The organism is Ureibacillus manganicus DSM 26584, assembly GCF_000772945.1.
Taxonomy (GTDB): Bacteria; Bacillota; Bacilli; order Bacillales_A; family Planococcaceae; genus Ureibacillus; species Ureibacillus manganicus.
In genome coordinates, this window is record NZ_JPVN01000005.1 from 115,000 (window position 1) to 135,603 (window position 20,604).

Here is a 20,604-nt window from a genome sequence, read left to right on the forward strand (position 1 = left end):
ATTATTCCATTTTTTCATTTGCTAATTTTAAAATTGCATCTGCTGCTTGTTCGATTGATAGTTCCGTTGTATCAAGATAGATTGCATCCTCTGCTTGAACTAATGGAGATGCTTCTCTCTCACTATCTAGCTTGTCTCTTAAAGAAATTTCTTGAATTAAAGTATCCATATTCGAAGGTATGCCGCGCTTTTCATTATCAATAAATCGTCTCTTTGCTCGTTCTTCAACAGAAGCTGACATGAAGATTTTAAGTTCTGCCTCAGTTAAAACATGAGTAGCGATATCACGGCCATCCATTACGATTCCACCATTAGATGCTAATTCTTGTTGTTTTTTCACTAGTATTTCACGAATATTTGGGTGTGCTGAAACTTGTGAGACATTTGCAGTTACTTCGTTTGAACGGATTAAATTTGTAACGTCCTTTCCATCTAAAAAGACAAGTTGTCCACTTTTCGATGGTTTTAAGTCAATCACGGTCTTTAAAAGCATCGATTCTAATGCTTCTGCATTGTTTAATTCTATGTTTTCATTTATTGCTTTATACGTAACTGCTCGATACATTGCTCCAGTATCGATGTATGTAAAGCCAAGGTTTTCTGCTACAATTTTTGCAATCGTACTTTTTCCAGCCCCTGCAGGACCGTCAATAGCAATTTGTATTTGTTTTGACATAGTAATATCCCTACTTTCCAAGCAACATTTTACCATAGGTGTTGGCGCATTTTCTCGTATTATACTTTTTAAAACAATAAAATAATTTTGAAGTGACAAAAGAAAAAGCCCATATCATATAGGGCTTTTAAGCAAATGGGGAAATGTTAAACGTATCCTTTTGATATTCTATAATTCATCGAATTTTTTGAATCCTACATAATTTTCATTTCATTCCTACGGTTCATCAATTGTCTTTCAAAACAGAAGCGTAGTATTTGTTGTTTTGCTAAATCAGAAGTCTCTATAAACTGAATAGAAGCTAGTTTATCCACACCTTTTTCAAAAGTTCGGATGAACGCTGCCTTTGTCTGAACATATCGAATGTCTCCATTTGAAAATGGTAATACAATTGTTAAGTGAATTTGATCACCATCTTTAAAAGGTACATTTCTATTAAGATTGAGTGCTAGACCTCCAGCACTAATATCATGTGTTACGAACTGAAAAGTTTGACGATCGAATTCAACAGCGACATCGATGGTCGTTTTCACACGAACAAACTCTCTTCGCTGAATTTTAATAAATTCATCATCTGGAGGAAGTGTTAACATAATCATTGGAATATTAGTCATTTTACGACCTATAACTTCGGTATTGAAAGCATAACTTTTATCTTGTCCACTGACAAAAGTTACACGAAACTGAGAACCATCTACTAAAAAGGCAGTTTTTTTTGTTAAACTATTAACTGGATAATCGATATAAAGGATACGATCCGTCTGCTCAACTAGTTTACAATGGAATCTTTCAAAGTCTTCTAGAGCAGGTATCGGTTCCAAAGTTAGCTCTGTTCCAATTTTAATCTCCAAATAAATCTCCACCTCGTGCAATAATAATATATAATCTATTATTGCACGAAATGTTTATATTTTCTATATTTCTCAAATGACATTCAATTAACGCATATATTCTACCTTAATAACTTCATGAGTTTCAGCATCTACTACAACTCTAAATGTTTCGTTTAATTCGTTATCGTAACGAGCAATTACTTCATAACATAATCGTAATTCAAATAAATCATTTTCAGTATAGATCATTCTTTCTTCTTCTACGAATGTTCCTGGGCGGAAGAATTTGTTCCAGTCAATTGCCTTTACTGGTTGTTCTTTTATTGTTTCTTTTTGTACATACTCCATTGCATTTAATCCTAATAATTCTCCACTAGCCTTTGAAACTTTTAGCTGAATTCCATCAGGATAAACAAATGCTTCACCGTAAACTCGTGCTGTTGCAATATGATATACTTGATGATTTTCTCTGAACTCTATAATTTCTACATCCTCGTAGCCGGCATTTCTCATAAATTGATAAGTTAAATCACGGATATCCTGTTCTGAAATATTACGTTCTTCTTGCACAGGACGCTCAGATAAGAAGGATAAAATATGGCCACCCTTAACAGTAATGTCTGCATATCCGATACGACTACCTTTTACAAATTGAATATGATAAAACGGGTATGGTGCAGTGTCTTTACTTTTTGTCACTGTATAGGCAGCATCTTTAATATTAGGTATTAGTAATTCTAAAACATCGATTGCTTGCTCTTTTGTAATTTCCTTATCATCTAAGTTTTGTAGTTCTCTTTTCTTCAACCAATCAGATTCACTTGCTGTTAAAGGGAAATCTGTTTCAGAATACGTTTTTAAATTTGAAGCAACATTTGCAAATTGATCTTGTTCTGTTTCATTATTTAACACTCGTTGCCACTTCGAGAAATCTCCATCATTTTCGAAATATCTAGAAGTAGCAACTTCCCATTCATTTGATAAGTTTCTTAGATTCGACCCTACAACACCCATTTTTTCATGCCAAGCTTCATAGTTTCCTTTTTCAGCAGCTAATCTTGCTTCTTCACCGATACTACCAATGTATTTCATCCAATTATTAGCTACCTCCCTGTTTAATGGTAACCCACTTAAGGAAGCTCTTAATTGGTCACTCAGTCGCCAAATATTGTCCAGTTCTTTATTAAGTGCATTTTGATCCTGGAATAATAGCGACTGGTTGACAGAAGTTTGAAGAGTTGATAATGTTTCAGACGCACTTGTTAATGCGTTTGTATATTGTGCATGTACCGTTCTTTCTAACAGTTTGTTTTCATTCCTAACTTCAAACGAATATAATCCAAGTGCAAGAACAGCTATTGATAACAAATAGACTGCATTTTTCATGTGATCCCTCCTTTAGTAGCAGAATATATGTTCACCGATTTGCTTAATTTGTGGTCTTGACCAAATCCATTTACTTGTTGCAGTAACTGGATTAAAGTAATAGAGCGCATTTTCCGATGGGTCCCAACCATTCATAGCATCTAGGACGGCTTGTTTTGCTCTATCATTTGGTGTTAACCAAATTTGACCATCTGCTACTGCGGTAAATGCACCAGGTTGGAAAATAATTTCTGAGATTGTATTTGGAAAATCAGGTGATTCTAATCGATTTAAAATAACCGCAGCCACTGCAACTTGTCCTTCATAAGGTTCTCCACGAGACTCCCCATAAACAGCATTAGCCATTAATTGTAAATCACGTTCTGAATATTTAACTGGCAATTGAACAGTAGATGCATTATTTTGCCCTTGTCCACCATTAGTGCCTCTTCCGGCTTTTGTTTGTTGTTCTAAAGGGGTATTTCCATAGTGGGTAAACTGGTTACCTTGGGCAATTTGTTTGTGAACCCAATCACGATTAAATTTACTTGCTCTTACTAATGTGTCTCTAGTTTTTTGCCCCATAATCCCATCAACATCTAGACCCCATTGTTCTTGGAAATTACGTAATGCCCAGTAAGTTCCATAGCCGAAAATTCCATCAATTTTCCCATTATAAAAACCTACCCATTGTAATCTAGCTTGTAATTCTATTACGTCATCACCAGAAGAACCGCGCTCTAAGAGACGCCCTGAGAAAGCATGAGCTTCTTTTGTTTGATCAATAGATGAAGCAATTCCAAGTACTAATACAAAAGTAATAAGTATGCTTCTTACCATTACCATATAATTCACTCCTTTCTCATAGCATGTAAAAAAGAGAATGTTTTATACGTTGTAAATAGAAAAACGGTCCAAGAAATCCAATGATTGATTTCTTGAACCGTTAATTGTATTTTTTTTGTTCTATTAGGTGTTCTACTAAATGTTGGTGCGCAAGTTTCACTTTATTTAATGCTAACCACCATAAAAATAACATAAATGGAGCAACAAGGTATACCCAGTAATCTTCAAATGATAAAATCGTATTATAAATAAGATGTAATATTAATGGTGCCAAAAATGCTAGTAGTAAATATTCCGTCGCTTTATCATTTTTCGCAAATTTACTTTTCCCAAAGTAATAACCCATTAACACACCATATAATGCATGACTACTTACTGGTAATATGGCTCTCATAAAAGCAGTATCAATACCAAATGATAGTAAGTATAGTACATTCTCAACTGTAGCGAATCCTAAAGAAACACTTGCACCATACAGTATACCATCATACGGATCATCAAATTCAACATGGCCATAAATAACTACAAAAATAACAAGCCATTTAAAAAATTCTTCAATTGTACTTGAAAATAAGACGTTCGCTATAAATGGACTAGCAAAAACACCTTCTTCTTGTAAAACATATTGAATAAACATTATTGGAAAGGTGATAAATGCCCCATAGATGAATGCTTGAAACAGGGTTCTTCGCGGTTCTGTTGACATTTGATTACGAAGGTAGAAATAACTGAACAACGCGAGGCCTGGAGCTATCGCAGCAGACAATATTATAAACATGTCGATTTGCTCCTTTTACAGTCTAAACTCTAAAATTATTATAACATGTAAACTTGCTTATAAAGCGAATTTAAAGGAGAATTTAAAAATGAAAAAAAACATTTTATTAGTACATACCGGTGGGACAATTTCAATGCAAATAAATAATGAAACCGGGTCGGTCACAACATCCGATTCAAACCCGATAATGGGCTTAAGTAGTAATCTAGAGAAGTACGCTAACATAATTGAAGTAGAAGCATTTAACCTACCATCACCACACATAACACCTTATGAAATGCTTCAACTCAAAAATTTGCTCGTTGAATCTATAAAAGCAAATCAAGTTGATGGTGTCGTTATTACACACGGAACAGATACTTTAGAAGAAACTGCCTATTTTCTAGATTTAACAACAAATTATGATTTACCAATTGTAATCACAGGTGCAATGAGATCTTCCAATGAACTAGGTGCTGATGGAGTCTATAATTTAGTAGAGGCTGTTCGTGTTGCGTGTAGTGAAGACGCACGGAAGAAAGGTGTTCTCGTCGTGATGAATGATGAAATCCATCAAGCATTTAACATTACGAAAACTTCTACTTCTAGTGTAAACACTTTTCAAAGTCCACAATATGGTCCAATTGGTTTAATTACAAAAAAATTAGTTCATATCCACCAATCGCCAATAAAAAGAAGATACGTTGAAGTAAACTCCTTAGAGAAAAGAGTCGCAATGTTGAAAGTATATGCTGGCATGGAGGGAGATTTGTTAGAATCTATTTTTCAACTTAAATATGACGGTGTTGTCCTAGAGGGATTAGGTCAAGGAAATGTACCTCCAAAAGTTGTAGATGGCATTCAAAAATTAATTGAAGCTAAAATTCCTGTTGTCCTTGTTTCAAGATGCTTTAACGGAATTGCTGAACCGGTTTATGGCTATCATGGTGGTGGTAAAATGCTTGAGGATTTAGGTGTAATCTTTGCAACTGGAATTAGCGGACAAAAAGCCCGACTAAAGTTGTTGATTGGGTTGAATCAGGTGAACAGTCCTGTTGATTTGAAAGAGTTTTTTAATTAATTTTTATTTAATAATGGGAGCAATTATCCAATCTATGTATCAAACTCGAAATACATTCCGTTATTAACTGACATAGATGGCCAATTTAATCTTAGCCTTATCTAAAGTAAAATAGCGGCGTTCACCCGCCGCTATTTCATTTCTCTTTATTCACAATACAATTCGCAATAAATCCACCATGAAACTTTCCGTTTTCGATAAAGATTTCATTTGCATTGTTTCCTGCAGCTAGCACTCCAGCAATGAATAAATTTTCTACATTTGTTTCCATTGTTTCTGGATTATATATTGGTCGACCCGTTTCTTGATCTATTCCAACACCCATTGATTGTATGAAGTGATGATCCGGATGATAGCCAGTCATCGCAAAAACAAAATCATTATGGATTATTTTTTCCTCTCCATCAACTAACAATGTCACTTCATTTTCAGCAATTTGTAACACATTGCTGTTAAACAGCATTTTGATTTCTTCATTTCGTACGAGAGCATCAAATTCAGGTAATATCCAAGGTTTTACACTTGGTGAGTACTGACTTCCCCTATAAGAAACTGTCACTCTGGCCCCCGCCTTATTTAGTTCCAATGCAGCATCCACAGCAGAATTTTTCCCACCTATGACTAAAACATCTGTATCAAAAAATGGATGTGCCTCTTTGAAATAATGGAAAACTTTTGATAGGTCTTCACCGGGGATATTCATAAAGTTAGGCTGATCATAATACCCTGTTGCAATTACAACATAAGGTGTTACATATTCATCTTTATCTGACTTTACATGAAAATTTCCATCTTCAAGCTTCGTAACATGAAGAACTTTTTCAAATCGATGAACTTGAAGATTTTTCATCTTCACCACTTCACGGTAATAAACGAGCGCTTGATTTCTCCGTGGTTTTCGTTCCTCAATGATAAATGGAACATCACCGATTGCTAATTTTTCACTCGTACTAAAAAATGTTTGGTGTGTCGGATAATGATAGAGGGCATTTACGACATTCCCTTTTTCAATAATAATTGGTTGTAATCCAATATTTTGCAATTCGATGGCAGCCGATAGACCACAAGGACCTCCACCAACGATAATCGCGTCTTTCCTTTTCATACTGACATCTCCTTAAACGAACCTAGTACTATTATATCTCGAAGTTTCCAGTTCGTTTAAAATTTACCCTTTAAATTTTACGTCAATTATGTGACATTCTGGTTTCGCACCGAATCGGAAAGGTAATAACGTAGTTCCATATCCGTTACTAATCAAAGTCGGAACACCATTTTTAATAGAAAATGATCCCTGTGGATGAATACCAAACGGTCCTAATCTTATTTGTCCTCCGTGCAAATGTCCACCCATTAAAAGATCCACTTTAAATCTCTTTTGGATCTCGGGAAATATTTGAGGATTATGAGAAATAAAAAAATTGAGCTCATCTTTAGGAACGATCTTGAAGGTTTTTTCAACATCACCCCCTACATCCGATGTAAAATCAACAGCACTCAACCATATTTTATAATGATCGTTCAATAAAATAGCATTGTTTTCAATCACTTGAACACCGGTTTTTGCAAAAATTTCGCGTAGCCTAGCCTCTCCTACTTCTCGATCATTATTCCCCCATACAAAATAAGTTGGGCCTAATGAACCTAACAATTTCAAATTGTCGTAAATCCGATTAATAGATGTTCTCTTATCAGCAAGATCACCACCAACAATAACCGCATCCACTTTAGTAGAGATATTTTGAATCATTTTTTTATCAATTTTTCGTACATGTATATCAGAAATGAAAAATAAAGTGATGTTTCCTTCAATTCCATTCAACTGAAATTCATGATATAAAACGTTATTTTCAAAAGCTTCCTTCACCATAAATAGTACAATTGCAACGCAAAGAAGTACTAAAAAAAAGATATAAATCAAGAAGCCCACCCCTTTCACGACAAGAAAAAAGACGATGCAGTTTTTATACCATCGTCTTAAAAATACAATTTTTGTACCTATTATATGAAATATATTGTAAACGATTAATAATTAGAAATAAAATAATCTGTTCACATATTATGGAATTATTAATGTTTGTCCCACTTGGATATCTGGAGTTTGCATACCGTTTGCTTCCATAATTGCATCAACGGTTGTATTTCTTTCATTAGCAATTTTGTAAAGAGTATCTCCAGTTTCTACTTTATGCTTTCCATTTGAAATTTGTTCATCTTTTTTCTCTTTTTCAGTTGATGTTTCAGCAGATGATGTATCTTTATTTGTACTCTGTTTATCATTTGATTGATCGACTTCATTTGAATTTCGATTGTCATTTTCAGACAAGTCATCTTCCTCTTTATTTTCATCTACCGTGTCATCTATTAAAACAGGCTCATCAATAGTAGTTTCATCTTCTTCTAGTTTATCATTCTTCTCATATTCTAGTGTTTCTTCGTTACCCTGAGCTTTACTTGGAGTTGTTGGTGTATAGAATCCCCATATGTACACTAGTACTACAAGTGGTATGAAAATAAAAATAACAGTTAATATTGTCATTAAAGGATCTCTACGTCTAGGCTTTTTATTTTTTCCATAACGAGAGCGTGACTGTCTGGAGTTAGGTTTTTCTACATCTATAGATTGACGATGTTGTTCAATTTTTTCTCTATAATCCTTTTTACTCATTTTTCCACCTCCGACGCTTCCATTATCATATTATGACGAAATTCAATGTAATTGTAAATGCATGTAAATGCAATTTTCATAGATTATGTCGAATTTTAGAAGAAAAAGTTTCATCATTTATTTTTTCTCCCAATTAATATGCTCTGAATTCTATCTTTCCATGAGTCAGGTTTAGTGGAAATTTCATGTAATTTACGAGGTTCAATGATCTCTTTTACAATTATACCGCAGCATTCACAACAGTTATTTGGTCGTTCAGTTAACTGTTGCCCAAAATAATGTACGAGTACATTTCTCATACAGTCCTTTGTTTGTACAATTTCCATCATTTCATCAACAGCTTGCATTTTTTCGATTCGCATTTTATGTAACAATCGTTGAACTTCATCAGTTGGCTGTTCATTCATCCAATAATCTAGTACTCGAAAGGCAGTTTCAGAGATTTCACCATTTTGAAACATGATGAATGGATTTTCATTTTTAAAACGGTAATTTTCATAGAGTGCTATATGATGGTCTGTTGGTAAATCATCAGTCGCTAGCATTTTTGCAAAATTTTCGTCACCATCTTCATATAGCAAAATGGCTAGCGAATCCTTTCCATCTCTACCTGCCCTTCCGATTTCCTGCATATAATTTGCTATATTGGAAGGCAAACTATGATGAATAACTTGTCGAACATCACTTTTATGCACACCCATTCCAAATGCATTTGTCGCAACAATCCACTGAATGGATCCTTCTATAAATTGTTGCTGGATAAATTGTCGATCCACTGATTCTTTTCCTGCATGATAACTTGCTGCTTGAACCCCCACTTGAATTAGTCGATTACTAATGTTCTCAGCTTTTGTTCGCGACTGTGTATAAATAATGCCTGGGCCTTCAGTTTCTAATACATGCTCAATAATCCAGTCTACTTTGTCTTCTTGGCGCTGAAATTGTCGTCTAGATAGATGAATATTCTTTCGGTCAACTGAATGAATATAATGAAAAGGCTCGTCCATTTTTAAATAGTTCTGAATGTCACCAAGAACTTTATTTGTTGCTGTGGCAGATAATGCTAATATCGGTGGCCTATTTACACCATGGAAAAGCTCACCTATCCGCAAGTAATCAGGTCGGAAGTCAAATCCCCATTGAGAAATACAATGTGCTTCATCCACTACAACCAAAGATAAATTCACTTCATTCAGCCGCTCATACACCTGTTTTTGTAACAACATTTCAGGTGAAATGAATATAAATCGATACTGATGTAAGTAATTTAAAGCATATTGCTTTTGCTGAAATGTTAAAAAAGAATTTAAAGCGACCACTCGTTTTTCACCAAATTGTTTCATTTGTGTTACCTGGTCTTGCATTAAAGATAATAACGGAGATACGATCAAAACAGTTCCATTAAAAACATAGCCTGGTAATTGATAACATAATGACTTCCCCATCCCTGTAGGCAATAGAGCAATCACGTCTCTTCCAACAACGATTTGCTCAATCACTTCCTTTTGGCCCGGTCGAAAGGAATGATAGCCAAAATGTCGATATAATATATCTTCTAATTCCATGAATTTGAGTCACCTCTTGCTAAAACAAGTCGTAATTGAAAATAAGACAAATTCGGTAAAACTTCATGCAATACTTTTAACTTTTTTGTTTGGTAATCGTCAATTGTACGTAATACGCTATTCGTTTCTTCTTCTGTTAAAAATTTTACAATAGGAAATTTGCGGTCGTTCATTGCTAGTTCTACAATATGATCTTCAATCGTACTAGTTTTCAGATTCCTAATCATACTTATTTCATCAATAGAATAGCCCTTTTTGAAAAGTTGAGCTGTCTGGTTTGCTGATTCAGTTAATGTCATTTCAATGCGGACTCGTTCTGCTATTTTTGATAGTAATGGATAGTTTTCCTCACTAAATGTAATTTCATTAAGCCAATGGTGTATACATGAGATGTATAGTAACTGAACATCCATTTCAGTTAATTTTTCATGAATGCTAATCTGTTGCCAAGTAAATCCTGGTTGATTTACACCACTTAATCTTTTTATAACGATTGACTTTTCTCTTTCTTCGTTTTTCACCTTCTCTAAACTTGCAACTATTTCATTCAAAAGCTTTTGTTGTAAATGACCGTTTTGATATTGTTGTGTTTTTAAATAAGATTTTACCCATAATTGAATATCATCATTTTGTTGAATAGGTATGAACTTCATATTTCCGTCGCTGAGGTAAGATAATGTTTGAACAATTAGTGACAGTCGGGCAAAAAAGATATGTTCATTTCCTCGATAATGCCATCCATCAAATGAAAGTTTCATAGATTGTTTTAAAAAAGAATATCCTGTTTCTGTAATCCTATAACGATTTTCTGGCAAAATAGATATGTAATGTTGATTTGATAAATTATTTATTTGTTCATCAAATTGCCTTCTTTGTAGTTTTGGTAAAATTCCAAAATAACTATGTAAACCAAATATTCCAACGTCTTGAATTGTCTGTCCAGACCGCTTTCCACGCAACAAATGATAGACTGCTGAAACGGTCCGTTCTCCATTAAATGTTGCGAGTAAATTTAAGACTAAAGTTTGAAATATCAAAATCAACCACTCCAAAATTGTAGTATTATGTTGAAAAGTCGATTAAACCGATTTAGAATGAAAAGTGTGCTCTTATGCAGCAGATGGAAAAAGGAGAGAAAGAGATGCCAAAATTTACAATTGTAGATAAAGATACATGTATTGCTTGTGGCGCTTGCGGTGCTGCGGCCCCAGATATTTATGATTATGACGATGAAGGAATTGCCTTCGTTATTTTAGATGATAACATGGGGACTACAGAAGTTCCAGAAGATCTACTAGAGGATATGCAAGACGCTTTTGAAGGCTGTCCAACAGACTCTATTAAAGTAGCGGATGAGTCATTTGACGGAGATGCATTAAAATTTGAATAATAATAGGACATGGCTTTCCATGTCCTTTTTATTTTACTTCTCGATATTTTTTTAAAATATAACTCGCAAGTAGCAAAAAACATCCTAATCCAAATGGAGTGTAATAAGAAATCGTCATTTCTGGTCCGAATGGTTCCATGAAGAAGTTAATTAGGAATCCAGCCGCAAAAAGAACTACCACTAGCGTTCCAAAAAAACGCGTTGACAATTCCTTCTTCTTTTTATCAGAAATAGTGGAATTTCTTACGATTTTAATAACTACATAGACTAATAGTAGAAGACTTGCTATAAGTAGTACGGCAGAAACAGCAAGGGAACCAAGTTGAATGGTAGGATCTTCTTTCTTTACAGCTGGCCAGATTCCCCACAAGATTAAGAACCATCCAAACAAAGTAAAAATAATTTCTAATCCAAATTCAGCTATACTTTTACCACTCTCCTTTGGTAATGACTGAATCACTTGATCTGCCAACTGTTTCGACGACCTACCAAATAATTCTTCTGCAGACTTCCCTTCTTGTTGGGCCTCCAAAAGCTGATCCAACAAGCTTAACAACACTTCTTCAGTAACTCTCTCATTTTTAAAAAATTTCATTCTCGTGTATAAAAGCAAATCTGCATAATACTTTTCATTTTCAGTAGTTAATAATTTACGTTTTTCATTATTTTGTTTAATAATTTGTTTTACTGTTAGCATCGTTGCATCCCTCCAACTTAAAGGTACTATAATTCTATTGATATTTACAGGATTAACTGATAAAATCATTTTTAGTAGTTGGTACTAATAACTGATATAATACGAATTATAAAGGGGCCGAATCTAAATGGACGTTTTACAATTGAAAGATAAAAACATCGTAGTGATGGGAGTAGCAAACGAACGAAGCATTGCTTGGGGCGTTGCAAAGAAACTATTAGAAGTTGGGGCGAATGTCATTTTTACATATCGTAAAGAACGTTCGAAAGGTAAAATTGACAAAGTTTTGGCTGATTACACAGAATATAACACAGATGTAGTTCAATGTGATGTGAACAGTGATGAAAGCATTGCTAACGCATTTAGTGAAATCGGCGAAAAATATGGAGCAATTCACGGAATCGTTCACTCTGTAGCTTTTGCAAATGCTGAAGATTTACACAATCGTTTTGTTGAAACAACTCGTGATGGCTATGCATTTGCACAAGATACAAGCGCTTATTCTTTAGTTGCTGTGGCAAAAGCTGCTCGTCCTTACATGTCAGAGGGCGGTTCAATTGTTACGATGACTTATTTAGGGGCTGAACGTGTATTAGAAGGATACAACGTAATGGGTGTTGCAAAAGCTGCACTTGAAGCTTCAACTCGCTATTTAGCATACGATTTAGGTGCTGAAGGAATTCGTGTAAATGCTATTTCAGCTGGTGCTATCCGCACATTAGCTGCAAAGGGTGTTCCAAGCTTCAACACAATCCTTCATATGATCGAAGAAAAATCACCATTAAAACGAAACGTAACTTCAGAAGAAGTTGCAAATATGACAATGGTTATGTTAAGTAACCTTTCAAGCGGTGTAACTGGAGAAATCATCTATGTAGACTCTGGCTACAATATTATGGGATAAAAATATGAGCACCTTTCACTGTATCTAAAGTGGAAGGTGCTGTTTTTATGTTGGTTTGGCTGATTTATTTTGGTCTATTGACGGATTTCCCAGATTTATTGGCGGATTTCTCATCAATCTCGGCGGATTCCCTAACATTTTTAGCTCCAATAAGTCTACTTAATTTTCATCACAACAATATCGGCATCTTCTTTCACAACTAAACCGTGTTTTCTAAAGGGCTCCATATACACAAGTTTAAAAGAGTTACTCTTTCATTAACTTAATTAACATATCATTTGTAAGTGGTCCTATGATTTGCTTTTCGAGATTTCCATTTTCATCAATAATGTAAGTTGTTGGGATTGTTAAAATTTCATACTTATCTGTTATTTCCCTATTCTCATCTAACAATATTGGATACGTAATTCCATAATATTCTCGAAACTGATGAATTACATCAATCCCAAGATCATCCTTCGTTATATTTAAACCAAGTAAAACAACCTCATCATGATTCATAGTTTCTTCGTAAAATTTCTGCAGTTCAGGTACTTCTTCTTGGCAAGGAGGACACCACGTTGTCCAAAAGTTTAGTATTACTTTCTTCCCTAAAAAGTCTGATAGTTGTACTGTTTCACCATCTAACGTTTTCGTAATGAAGGCGTGCGCAGATTTGTTCATATTTACTACTTCAGTTGTATATTCTTCATGCAGATGACCGTCATGAGTGTAATGGTTTTCTATTAAATTAGCATCATGTTCATGTTCCTCATGATTATGAGGCTCATTGTCTTCCTGGTCGTTATTCTCAATTTGGTCATGCTCAGTTATTTCGGAATTACTATCTTCAGCAAGTTCGATTTCGTGACTACCTATAGCAATTGTTTGATTACTAGTTTTTTCTACCTGAAAAAGATTTGAATAGATGGTCCAAATGAGAGCAAACAATAGAACTCCAACTAGTATGAAATTCAGCCGTTTTTTATACAAGGATTCCCCTCCTTTTATAAACATTCTTACTGTATTCAATATATGTCCTGAATCTCACATCATGAAAAATAGTTTTTTAAGAGAATCGATAAAAACAAATGAAAAAGATGCTAGAAAAAAATCTAGCACCTTACATACTGTAATCTAATTAGTACCCTGCACGTTTTAATACATTTGAATATACTGTTCGCGCTCCCAAGGATGTACAGCGATTCTAAACATATCAAACTCAATCTCTTTTGCTTCCTTGAAGTTAGAGTAAATATGCTCACCTAACGCCCCTTTAATCACTTCATCTTTCTCTAATTCTGATAACGCTTCTGCTAGCGATCCTGGTAAGTTAGCAATTCCATTCTCTTTCAGTTCTGCTGCACTCATAACATAAATATTGCGATCGACTGCTGCAGGAGGAGTTAATCCGTTACGGATTCCATCTAAACCAGCTTCCAAGATAACTGCCATCGCTAAATAAGGATTTGCTGACGGGTCTACCGAGCGTAGTTCAATACGAGTTGATAAGCCACGTGATGCAGGAATACGGATTAACGGCGAACGGTTGCGTGCTGACCAAGCGATATAACATGGGGCCTCATAACCTGGTACTAGCCGTTTATAAGAGTTCACTAATGGATTCGTCACCGCAGTAAAACCACGTGCATGTTTCATAACGCCAGCCATAAATTGACGAGCCGTTTCTGATAATTGTAAATCCGCATGTTCATCCCAGAATGCGTTTTTGTTGCCACTAAATAATGAAAGATTTGCGTGCATCCCAGAACCGTTCACTCCAAATAATGGTTTTGGCATAAATGTCGCGTGCAAACCGTGTTTTCGGGCAATAGTTTTTACAACTAATTTGAATGTTTGGATATTATCACATGCTTCCACAGCATTGGCATATTTAAAGTCAATTTCGTGCTGACCTGGTGCAACTTCATGGTGGGAAGCTTCGACTTCAAAGCCCATTTCTTCAAGTTCTAATACGATATCTCGGCGACAGTTTTCTCCAAGATCGGTTGGAGCCAAATCGAAGTAACCACCTGAATCGTTCAATTCCATCGTCGGCTCGCCCTTTTCATCTAATTTAAATAAGAAGAATTCTGGCTCAGGTCCTAAGTTGAAGCTAGTAAACCCTAGCTCTTCCATATTTTTTAACACCCTTTTTAAGTTAGAGCGTGGATCACCAGCAAATGGAGTACCATCAGGATTTGTCACATCGCATATTAAGCGGGCAACTTTCCCTTTTTCAGCAGTCCAGGGGAAAATTACAAAAGTATCTAAATCCGGCTTCAAATACATATCTGATTCCTCAATACGAACAAAACCTTCAATTGATGATCCATCAAACATCATTTTATTGTCTAATGCTTTATCTAATTGACTTAACGGAATTTCAACATTTTTAATCGTACCAAGTATATCTGTAAATTGTAGTCGAATAAATTTTACACCTTTTTCCTTAACGATTTGTTTTACATCTTCTTTAGTATACTTACTCATTCCAATCACTCCTAATATTCAAATTATTTAACCTATTAATCTACCTACTTACCTTTTTGTGTAAATCGTGTTAAATCACCTTGGCGCAGAGATGTTTTCTTCATAATGCGTGCCTGTTGCATTTCATCGCGTAAAATTGTGCGGAGTTCTGAATCTGATATCGATAAGATGTTAGGTTTGTTTACACGATTTGTTTTCATATCGAAAACTTTTTTGATTCCAGCCATGTTAATTCCTTGTTCAAGAAGTTCTCGAATTTCAAGTAATGAATCAACATCATCTAACGAAAACATTCTGCGATTCCCTTCTGAACGTACTGGTTCAATCAGATTGTGTTCTTCATAATATCGAATTTGTCTTGCAGATAACTCCGTTAATTGCATAACCATGCTCATTGGGAGTAACGGCATCGATCTTCGATACTCTCGACTCATTAACATCTCCTCCCTTACATGTTTTTATTTTATTTCATGTTATGTTTCAAATCAATATCATGTTATAAAATATAACATACAAATTTTAGATACTAACCATCTCATAATTAGATGAAAAAAATGGAAATAATTATTGGCATATTGATTAAATTGCAAACTACATGTAACATCTCGTTACATTAACACATAAAAAAACACGCGTTCACATATCGTGAATGCGTGTTTTTATCTTAATTTATATTTCATGTGAAAAATACTAATCGTCAATTTTACTAATAACCGCGCGAACCGGAGCGGCATCCGCACCTACAATATTAAGTGGTAAACCGATAAATTCATAGAAACCAGGTGTTATGTTTTGTAGCACTAGATTTTCAATGATATAAATACCATTATTGTATAGTGAATGGTGTGTATTTAATGATTTACTATCGAGCGCATCTACCGATGGACAATCAACACCCAATAACACAACACCCTTTTCTTTAAGAAATGGGGCAATGTCAGGATGTATGATTGGAACTAACTCTGGAAATTCTTCAAAATTCACTTCTTGATGAAGTTTTAACAGTATTCGCTTAGCTCCCCTTAAATCGATATCTTTGAAATCTTCACTACAAAGCTCCATCTTATTGCTTAAATCAACCACCAATGCAGTCCCTATAAACACATTGATATCCAACTGGTCAACGGTTGGTGTATTATCATCAAAATGAAAAGGAGCATCCGCATGGGTTCCTGTATGAGTACTCGTTGTAAACCTCCCAATATTAACGGAACCCGTTTCATACTTAGTATAAGCTAAGTCAAAAGTAAAAGGTGTATCCCCAGGCCAAGTAGCAATCGTATTTGTGAAAGGTTGCGTAATGTCTATCCATTTCTTTGCCATTTCATCACCTATTCTCAATAATCCTTATAAACTTGTTCGTAAATCCCAAAGTTCAGGGAAGAAACGGTGATCTAGTACTTTTTTCAAATAATTTACACCAGATGATCCACCCGTTCCTACTTTAAATCCTATTATTCGTTCAACTGTTTTCATATGTCTAAATCGCCATTGCTGTAACCAATCTTCAATATCTACTAACTTTTCCCCTAACTGATAGAGATTCCAATATCGGTCTACATTTAAATAGACTTGTTTCCAGGCGGCTGCAACAGATTCATCCCCAGAATAAGTGATACTGAAATCTCGAGTGAGTAAATCTTTATTAATCGGAAGTCCTTCTCTTGCCAATGCTTGAATGGCAACATCATATATACTCGGAGAATTCAGTGCTTGTTCTAGGGTTTTTGTAAGCTCTAAATCCTTTTGATAGATTTTTAAAATATGTTTTGTTTTATACCCTAAAGCAAATTCTATTTGGCGATATTGATATGATTGAAACCCTGAAGCCTTACCGAGTTTATGGCGAAACTCTAAATATTCAGATGGTGTCATCGTCGCAAGTACGTCCCAAGCTTGTATGATTTGAGTTTGTATTTTTGAAACACGAGAAAGCATCTTGAATGCCGGTTGCATTTTGTTTTGCTTTATGGCTATAATCGCACTTTTCATTTCATGTAAAATCAATTTCATCCATAACTCACTCACTTGATGAATAATAATGAAAAGCATTTCATCATGGTGATCTGATAATAATTTTTGACTTTCTAAAATTTGATCTAGACTTAAATATTCACCGTATGTCATTTCGTTCTCAAAATCCGTATGAATCCCTTTTTCGCCCTTAAGTTTTTCTTGTAGCTCAGAAATGGAGTAGTCCTCCACGAAATATCCCCCTTCTTGGCATCGTTACGCGATAACATCCCTCTGGTTATCAAATAGTTTATATGTTTGTTTTTCCATTATAGAATATAAAATTTGCACCGTTTCCCAAACGTCAGTGAAAGAGGAGTATAGCGCTACAGGTGCAAGCCGAATCCCGTTTGGCATTCGGAAATCAGGAATAACTCTTTCCTTCTTTAATGCTTTACAAATACGTGCTGCTTCCTCATGTACCAAGTAAATATGTCCGCCACGGGAAGATTCTCCAATTGGATTTCCAAATGTAAAGTCAAACCCTCTCAACTTATGATCAATTAAATTCATCATATAGCCTGTTAGCTTTAAAGACTTCTCCCTGATTGCATCTATCCCGACCTCATTAAATAGTTCAAGTGAACCAAACAACGGGGCTAAACTTAATATATGCGGTGTCCCTAATTGATAAGCCCCAGCAGTTGTCGAAGGTGTCATCTCAGTTTCCAAGTTAAATTGTTTAGATTTTTCAGATCCAAACCAACCTAATAACCCCGGAATCTTTCCTAAATGTTTTTCGTGAACAAAAAGTCCTCCTACAGCACCCGGGCCCCCATTTAAATGTTTATAATTACACCAAAATGCAAAATCCACACCTGTTTCATGTAGAGCATGAGGTATCGCTCCTATTGAATGACATAAATCAAATCCAATGATGATACCACGCTCGTGAGCAGCGTCTGTCAATTTTTTCATATCTAGCACTTGACCACTGCGATATAAAACTGAAGGCAAAATGACGACAGCAACATCTTCTTTCATTCCTTCAATTATTTCATCTTCCAGTAATGTATGGCCGTCCTTACTCTTAACTAAGACTAAATGGTCTTCCGTCTTTAAACCTCTTAAAGCAATTTGACTTTTAATAGCATATAAATCTGATGGGAAATTTAATTCATCCGCTAAAATCTTTGTTCTAATGTTTTGCGGTTTATAGAAAGTAGCTAATAATTGATGTAAATTACTAGTAGTTGAACCTGTCAGTATTACTTCTTCTGGCTTCGCACCAACTAACGGAGCAGATTTTTCTGCAAGTTTTTCCGAGAAATAAAACCACGGATATTCACCCTTAGTCCAGCCATCTATTCCATATTCCTTCCAAGAATTTAAAATAGTGAGTACGGTTTGTTCGGAGCGTTTCGATAAGATACCTAACGAGTTTCCATCCAAATAATAAACATTGTCTTTCACATAAAATTCCGCTTTATATTTTTTCAGAGGATCCTTAGAATCCAAATGTTCTGCAAAACTTCGAGCAAACTGATTAACATTCACGATCAACACCACCATTGTTAAGAGTTTTAAATTGAAACAAATTTTATCGAGTAGAAGTATACAAGATTTATACTTAAGGTTTATATATGCAAAAAAGGTCGCTCTCTTTCAAGAGGCGACCTTTTTATTTAATCATTTTTATTTTTGTAATAAGTATTGAGCTCTTTGATTTTCAATCCATGTTTTCATTGTACGGAATAATACTAATGCTACAAACATTAATAGAATTCCTTTAATAACATTAAATGGTAAAATCCCTAAAATAATTGTCTCTTTCATATCGAAAGTTCCCCATCCTAATAGGTAAGTGTACATAGGTAGGAATGCAATATAATTTAAGATACTCATGCCAACTGACATCGTTACTGTCCCAACAACAAGTCCAAATGCCAATCCTTTTAACGAAGTAAATTTTTTATAAATATAATAAACTGGTAGAATAAATAGAACACCTGTAGCAAAATTTGCCATATGTCCTACAGGTATTCCTGTTGGAGTACCTGAGAAAATCCAGTCTAATAGGTTTTTAAAGAATTCAACAGTAATACCCGCAATAGGTCCCATTGTAATTGCCGCGATTAAAGGTGGCACATCACTAAAATCAATTTGTAAAAATACTGGGAAACCTGGTAGTGGGAATTTAATTAGCATCAATACAAATGCAATGCTACTTAACATTCCAATTGTTACGTATGAACGCAACTTCATGTTTTGATTACGCATAGATAATCTCTCCTCTTTGCTGATTCAACTCGCAAGAAGAAAGGACAGTCTCACTTTTCGTTTTCTAAAATGAAAAACCCTTATGCAAAGAAGCGCATAAGGGAGAATAGGTATAGTTTAATAAACGTCTATTCGGGTAATTTGCATGTTAAAAGTAACCTAAACTGGAGTTTAGATATACTTAAATAAGCATAGTTGTGTGGAAAATTTACACAAAAATACTTAAACATACAGTTACCTTTCATTAAAGTACACGAAAGACGACCGTACCTTCACCTTCTCCCATCCAGACTATACTGTCGGCTTTGGAATCGCACCAAATCCTGCTCTAAACAAGCTCGCGGGCTTAAGAAGTTATTTTGCATAGTCCTCCAATTGAATGGTCAGAATTGCAAACTTCTATTACCGCCGATCGGGAATTTCACCCTGCCCCGAAGATGAATCATATTTAATTTAATATTACGAATTCATTATATCTTGTTTCTGGGCATCTGTAAAGATAATTGTTTGAATTCGAGATATTTACATTAGTCATGTGAAGTTGTTTAGGGATTTGCTTGGGTTGGCAAGGACAATGTGTAGTTGATCGTGGGAAAGAAGGCGTTGAGGGTATTGTATGGTCAGTTTGTGGCAAATGGAGAAGTTATATTAGACAATTTTTGTTTTTTAAATATATTCTGATTTGTTGAACACGTCTATGGTACATTCTTTTAAGTTTCTTTACCTATTTGTCTCGTAGAACGACTCTATGAGACAATTCTCCCTAAATTCTATAGTGTTTTGTCTCATAGAACGGCTCTATGAGACAATTCTTCCTGGATTCTTTAGCGTAATGTCTCATAGGACTCTATAAGACAATTCTTCTTGGATTCTATAGCGTTTTGTCTCGTAGAACGACTCTATGAGACAATTCTCCCTAAATTCTTTAGTGTTTTGTCTCGTAGAACGTCTCTATGAGACAATTCTTCCTGGATACTTTAGCCTAATGTCTCATAGAACGACTCTATAAGACAATTCTTCTTGGATTCTTTAGCGTTTTGTCTCGTAGAACGTCTCTATGCGACAATTCCTCCTGGCTTTTTTAGCGTTTTGTCTCGTAGAACGTCTCTTATTTCAT

The 20,604-nt window shown here is 35.0% G+C and carries 21 protein-coding genes and 1 riboswitch; of the genes, 3 read left to right on the forward strand and 18 right to left on the reverse strand.

The genetic code is table 11. The features are described 5' to 3' along the window. Position 1: 1 nt before the first annotated feature. The 5 genes from cmk to prsW form a co-directional block, all read right to left on the reverse strand. Positions 2–676 carry a (d)CMP kinase gene (gene cmk, locus CD29_RS05370; protein ID WP_036183823.1) on the reverse strand — a complete coding sequence of 225 codons (675 nt, stop codon included), beginning with the start codon at positions 674–676 and terminating at the stop codon, positions 2–4. 194 nt (positions 677–870) lie between these two features. Further along, entirely contained in the window at positions 871–1,527 is a 657-nt protein-coding gene (locus tag CD29_RS05375; RefSeq protein WP_036183826.1) for a flagellar brake protein, read from the reverse strand. 87 nt (positions 1,528–1,614) lie between these two features. Next, positions 1,615–2,895: a PepSY1/2 domain-containing protein gene (locus tag CD29_RS05380; RefSeq protein ID WP_036183828.1), complete on the reverse strand. Its 1,281-nt coding sequence runs from the start codon at positions 2,893–2,895 to the stop codon at positions 1,615–1,617. A 12-nt stretch (positions 2,896–2,907) separates the two neighbouring features. Further along, the gene (gene sleB, locus CD29_RS05385; RefSeq protein ID WP_036184089.1) at positions 2,908–3,714 is read right to left on the reverse strand and encodes a spore cortex-lytic enzyme; all 807 of its coding nucleotides are present in this window, start codon (positions 3,712–3,714) and stop codon (positions 2,908–2,910) included. 106 nt (positions 3,715–3,820) lie between these two features. Further along, complete coding sequence (prsW, locus tag CD29_RS05390) at positions 3,821–4,498, reverse strand: glutamic-type intramembrane protease PrsW (protein WP_036183830.1); 678 nt, start codon at positions 4,496–4,498, stop codon at positions 3,821–3,823. A gap of 88 nt (positions 4,499–4,586) precedes the next feature. Here prsW and CD29_RS05395 point away from each other — a divergent pair, with 88 nt between their 5' ends. Next, entirely contained in the window at positions 4,587–5,558 is a 972-nt protein-coding gene (locus CD29_RS05395; protein WP_036183832.1) for an asparaginase, read from the forward strand. 136 nt (positions 5,559–5,694) lie between these two features. Here the strand turns inward: CD29_RS05395 and CD29_RS05400 are convergent, their stop codons facing one another. The 5 genes from CD29_RS05400 to CD29_RS05420 form a co-directional block, all read right to left on the reverse strand. Beyond that, positions 5,695–6,663 (reverse strand): YpdA family putative bacillithiol disulfide reductase, encoded by a 969-nt coding sequence (locus CD29_RS05400; RefSeq protein ID WP_036183833.1) that lies wholly within the window; start codon positions 6,661–6,663, stop codon positions 5,695–5,697. Positions 6,664–6,726: 63 nt separating this feature from the next. After that, positions 6,727–7,479, reverse strand: a complete 753-nt coding sequence (locus CD29_RS05405; protein ID WP_036183835.1) for a metallophosphoesterase — start codon at positions 7,477–7,479, stop codon at positions 6,727–6,729. A 138-nt stretch (positions 7,480–7,617) separates the two neighbouring features. Then, positions 7,618–8,226, reverse strand: coding sequence for a LysM peptidoglycan-binding domain-containing protein (locus tag CD29_RS05410; protein WP_036183837.1), 609 nt, complete (start codon positions 8,224–8,226; stop codon positions 7,618–7,620). A 113-nt stretch (positions 8,227–8,339) separates the two neighbouring features. Further along, complete coding sequence (locus CD29_RS05415; RefSeq protein ID WP_036183839.1) at positions 8,340–9,791, reverse strand: RecQ family ATP-dependent DNA helicase; 1,452 nt, start codon at positions 9,789–9,791, stop codon at positions 8,340–8,342. Further along, positions 9,782–10,828: a helix-turn-helix domain-containing protein gene (locus tag CD29_RS05420; protein ID WP_036183842.1), complete on the reverse strand. Its 1,047-nt coding sequence runs from the start codon at positions 10,826–10,828 to the stop codon at positions 9,782–9,784. The genes CD29_RS05415 and CD29_RS05420 overlap by 10 nt, the downstream gene beginning before the upstream one ends. Before the next feature lie 104 nt (positions 10,829–10,932). On the opposite strand from CD29_RS05420, the gene CD29_RS05425 reads away from it, so the two are divergent. Further along, on the forward strand, positions 10,933–11,181 hold the full coding sequence (locus CD29_RS05425) for a ferredoxin (protein WP_036183843.1): 249 nt from the start codon (positions 10,933–10,935) through the stop codon (positions 11,179–11,181). Between the two features lie 28 nt (positions 11,182–11,209). Here the strand turns inward: CD29_RS05425 and CD29_RS05430 are convergent, their stop codons facing one another. Further along, positions 11,210–11,878: a DUF1129 family protein gene (locus CD29_RS05430; RefSeq protein ID WP_036183845.1), complete on the reverse strand. Its 669-nt coding sequence runs from the start codon at positions 11,876–11,878 to the stop codon at positions 11,210–11,212. Between the two features lie 127 nt (positions 11,879–12,005). Here CD29_RS05430 and CD29_RS05435 point away from each other — a divergent pair, with 127 nt between their 5' ends. Further along, positions 12,006–12,782 (forward strand): enoyl-ACP reductase FabI, encoded by a 777-nt coding sequence (locus CD29_RS05435; protein ID WP_036183847.1) that lies wholly within the window; start codon positions 12,006–12,008, stop codon positions 12,780–12,782. Between the two features lie 246 nt (positions 12,783–13,028). Here the strand turns inward: CD29_RS05435 and CD29_RS19570 are convergent, their stop codons facing one another. From CD29_RS19570 to CD29_RS05470, 7 genes are all read right to left on the reverse strand, one after another. Then, complete coding sequence (locus CD29_RS19570; protein ID WP_052124013.1) at positions 13,029–13,754, reverse strand: TlpA disulfide reductase family protein; 726 nt, start codon at positions 13,752–13,754, stop codon at positions 13,029–13,031. Positions 13,755–13,919: 165 nt separating this feature from the next. Continuing rightward, complete coding sequence (glnA, locus tag CD29_RS05445) at positions 13,920–15,254, reverse strand: type I glutamate--ammonia ligase (RefSeq protein WP_036183849.1); 1,335 nt, start codon at positions 15,252–15,254, stop codon at positions 13,920–13,922. Positions 15,255–15,298: 44 nt separating this feature from the next. Further along, the gene (locus CD29_RS05450; RefSeq protein ID WP_036183851.1) at positions 15,299–15,688 is read right to left on the reverse strand and encodes a MerR family transcriptional regulator; all 390 of its coding nucleotides are present in this window, start codon (positions 15,686–15,688) and stop codon (positions 15,299–15,301) included. A gap of 256 nt (positions 15,689–15,944) precedes the next feature. After that, positions 15,945–16,577 carry an arylformamidase gene (gene kynB / locus CD29_RS05455; protein WP_036183853.1) on the reverse strand — a complete coding sequence of 211 codons (633 nt, stop codon included), beginning with the start codon at positions 16,575–16,577 and terminating at the stop codon, positions 15,945–15,947. A gap of 24 nt (positions 16,578–16,601) precedes the next feature. After that, a complete protein-coding gene (gene kynA, locus CD29_RS05460) occupies positions 16,602–17,459 on the reverse strand; it encodes a tryptophan 2,3-dioxygenase (RefSeq protein WP_036183855.1) in 858 nt (285 codons plus the stop codon). Positions 17,460–17,483: 24 nt separating this feature from the next. Beyond that, complete coding sequence (gene kynU, locus CD29_RS05465; RefSeq protein ID WP_235801784.1) at positions 17,484–18,764, reverse strand: kynureninase; 1,281 nt, start codon at positions 18,762–18,764, stop codon at positions 17,484–17,486. A 138-nt stretch (positions 18,765–18,902) separates the two neighbouring features. Then, a complete protein-coding gene (locus tag CD29_RS05470) occupies positions 18,903–19,487 on the reverse strand; it encodes an ECF transporter S component (RefSeq protein WP_036183859.1) in 585 nt (194 codons plus the stop codon). Positions 19,488–19,757: 270 nt separating this feature from the next. Continuing rightward, positions 19,758–19,930: riboswitch (FMN riboswitch) on the reverse strand. Between the last annotated feature and the right edge of the window lie 674 nt (positions 19,931–20,604).

Excerpts from the sequence above, each read along its gene's own strand:
- cmk (WP_036183823.1), bottom strand. The coding sequence starts at position 676 with ATGTCAAAACAAATACAAATTGCTATTGACGGTCCTGCAGGGGCTGGA.
- CD29_RS05380 (WP_036183828.1), bottom strand. The coding sequence starts at position 2,895 with ATGAAAAATGCAGTCTATTTGTTATCAATAGCTGTTCTTGCACTTGGA.
- sleB (WP_036184089.1), bottom strand. The coding sequence starts at position 3,714 with ATGGTAAGAAGCATACTTATTACTTTTGTATTAGTACTTGGAATTGCT.
- prsW (WP_036183830.1), bottom strand. The coding sequence starts at position 4,498 with ATGTTTATAATATTGTCTGCTGCGATAGCTCCAGGCCTCGCGTTGTTC.
- CD29_RS05395 (WP_036183832.1), top strand. The coding sequence starts at position 4,587 with ATGAAAAAAAACATTTTATTAGTACATACCGGTGGGACAATTTCAATG.
- CD29_RS05400 (WP_036183833.1), bottom strand. The coding sequence starts at position 6,663 with ATGAAAAGGAAAGACGCGATTATCGTTGGTGGAGGTCCTTGTGGTCTA.
- CD29_RS05410 (WP_036183837.1), bottom strand. The coding sequence starts at position 8,226 with ATGAGTAAAAAGGATTATAGAGAAAAAATTGAACAACATCGTCAATCT.
- CD29_RS05415 (WP_036183839.1), bottom strand. The coding sequence starts at position 9,791 with ATGGAATTAGAAGATATATTATATCGACATTTTGGCTATCATTCCTTT.
- CD29_RS05425 (WP_036183843.1), top strand. The coding sequence starts at position 10,933 with ATGCCAAAATTTACAATTGTAGATAAAGATACATGTATTGCTTGTGGC.
- CD29_RS05430 (WP_036183845.1), bottom strand. The coding sequence starts at position 11,878 with ATGCTAACAGTAAAACAAATTATTAAACAAAATAATGAAAAACGTAAA.
- CD29_RS05435 (WP_036183847.1), top strand. The coding sequence starts at position 12,006 with ATGGACGTTTTACAATTGAAAGATAAAAACATCGTAGTGATGGGAGTA.
- glnA (WP_036183849.1), bottom strand. The coding sequence starts at position 15,254 with ATGAGTAAGTATACTAAAGAAGATGTAAAACAAATCGTTAAGGAAAAA.
- CD29_RS05450 (WP_036183851.1), bottom strand. The coding sequence starts at position 15,688 with ATGAGTCGAGAGTATCGAAGATCGATGCCGTTACTCCCAATGAGCATG.
- kynB (WP_036183853.1), bottom strand. The coding sequence starts at position 16,577 with ATGGCAAAGAAATGGATAGACATTACGCAACCTTTCACAAATACGATT.
- CD29_RS05470 (WP_036183859.1), bottom strand. The coding sequence starts at position 19,487 with ATGCGTAATCAAAACATGAAGTTGCGTTCATACGTAACAATTGGAATG.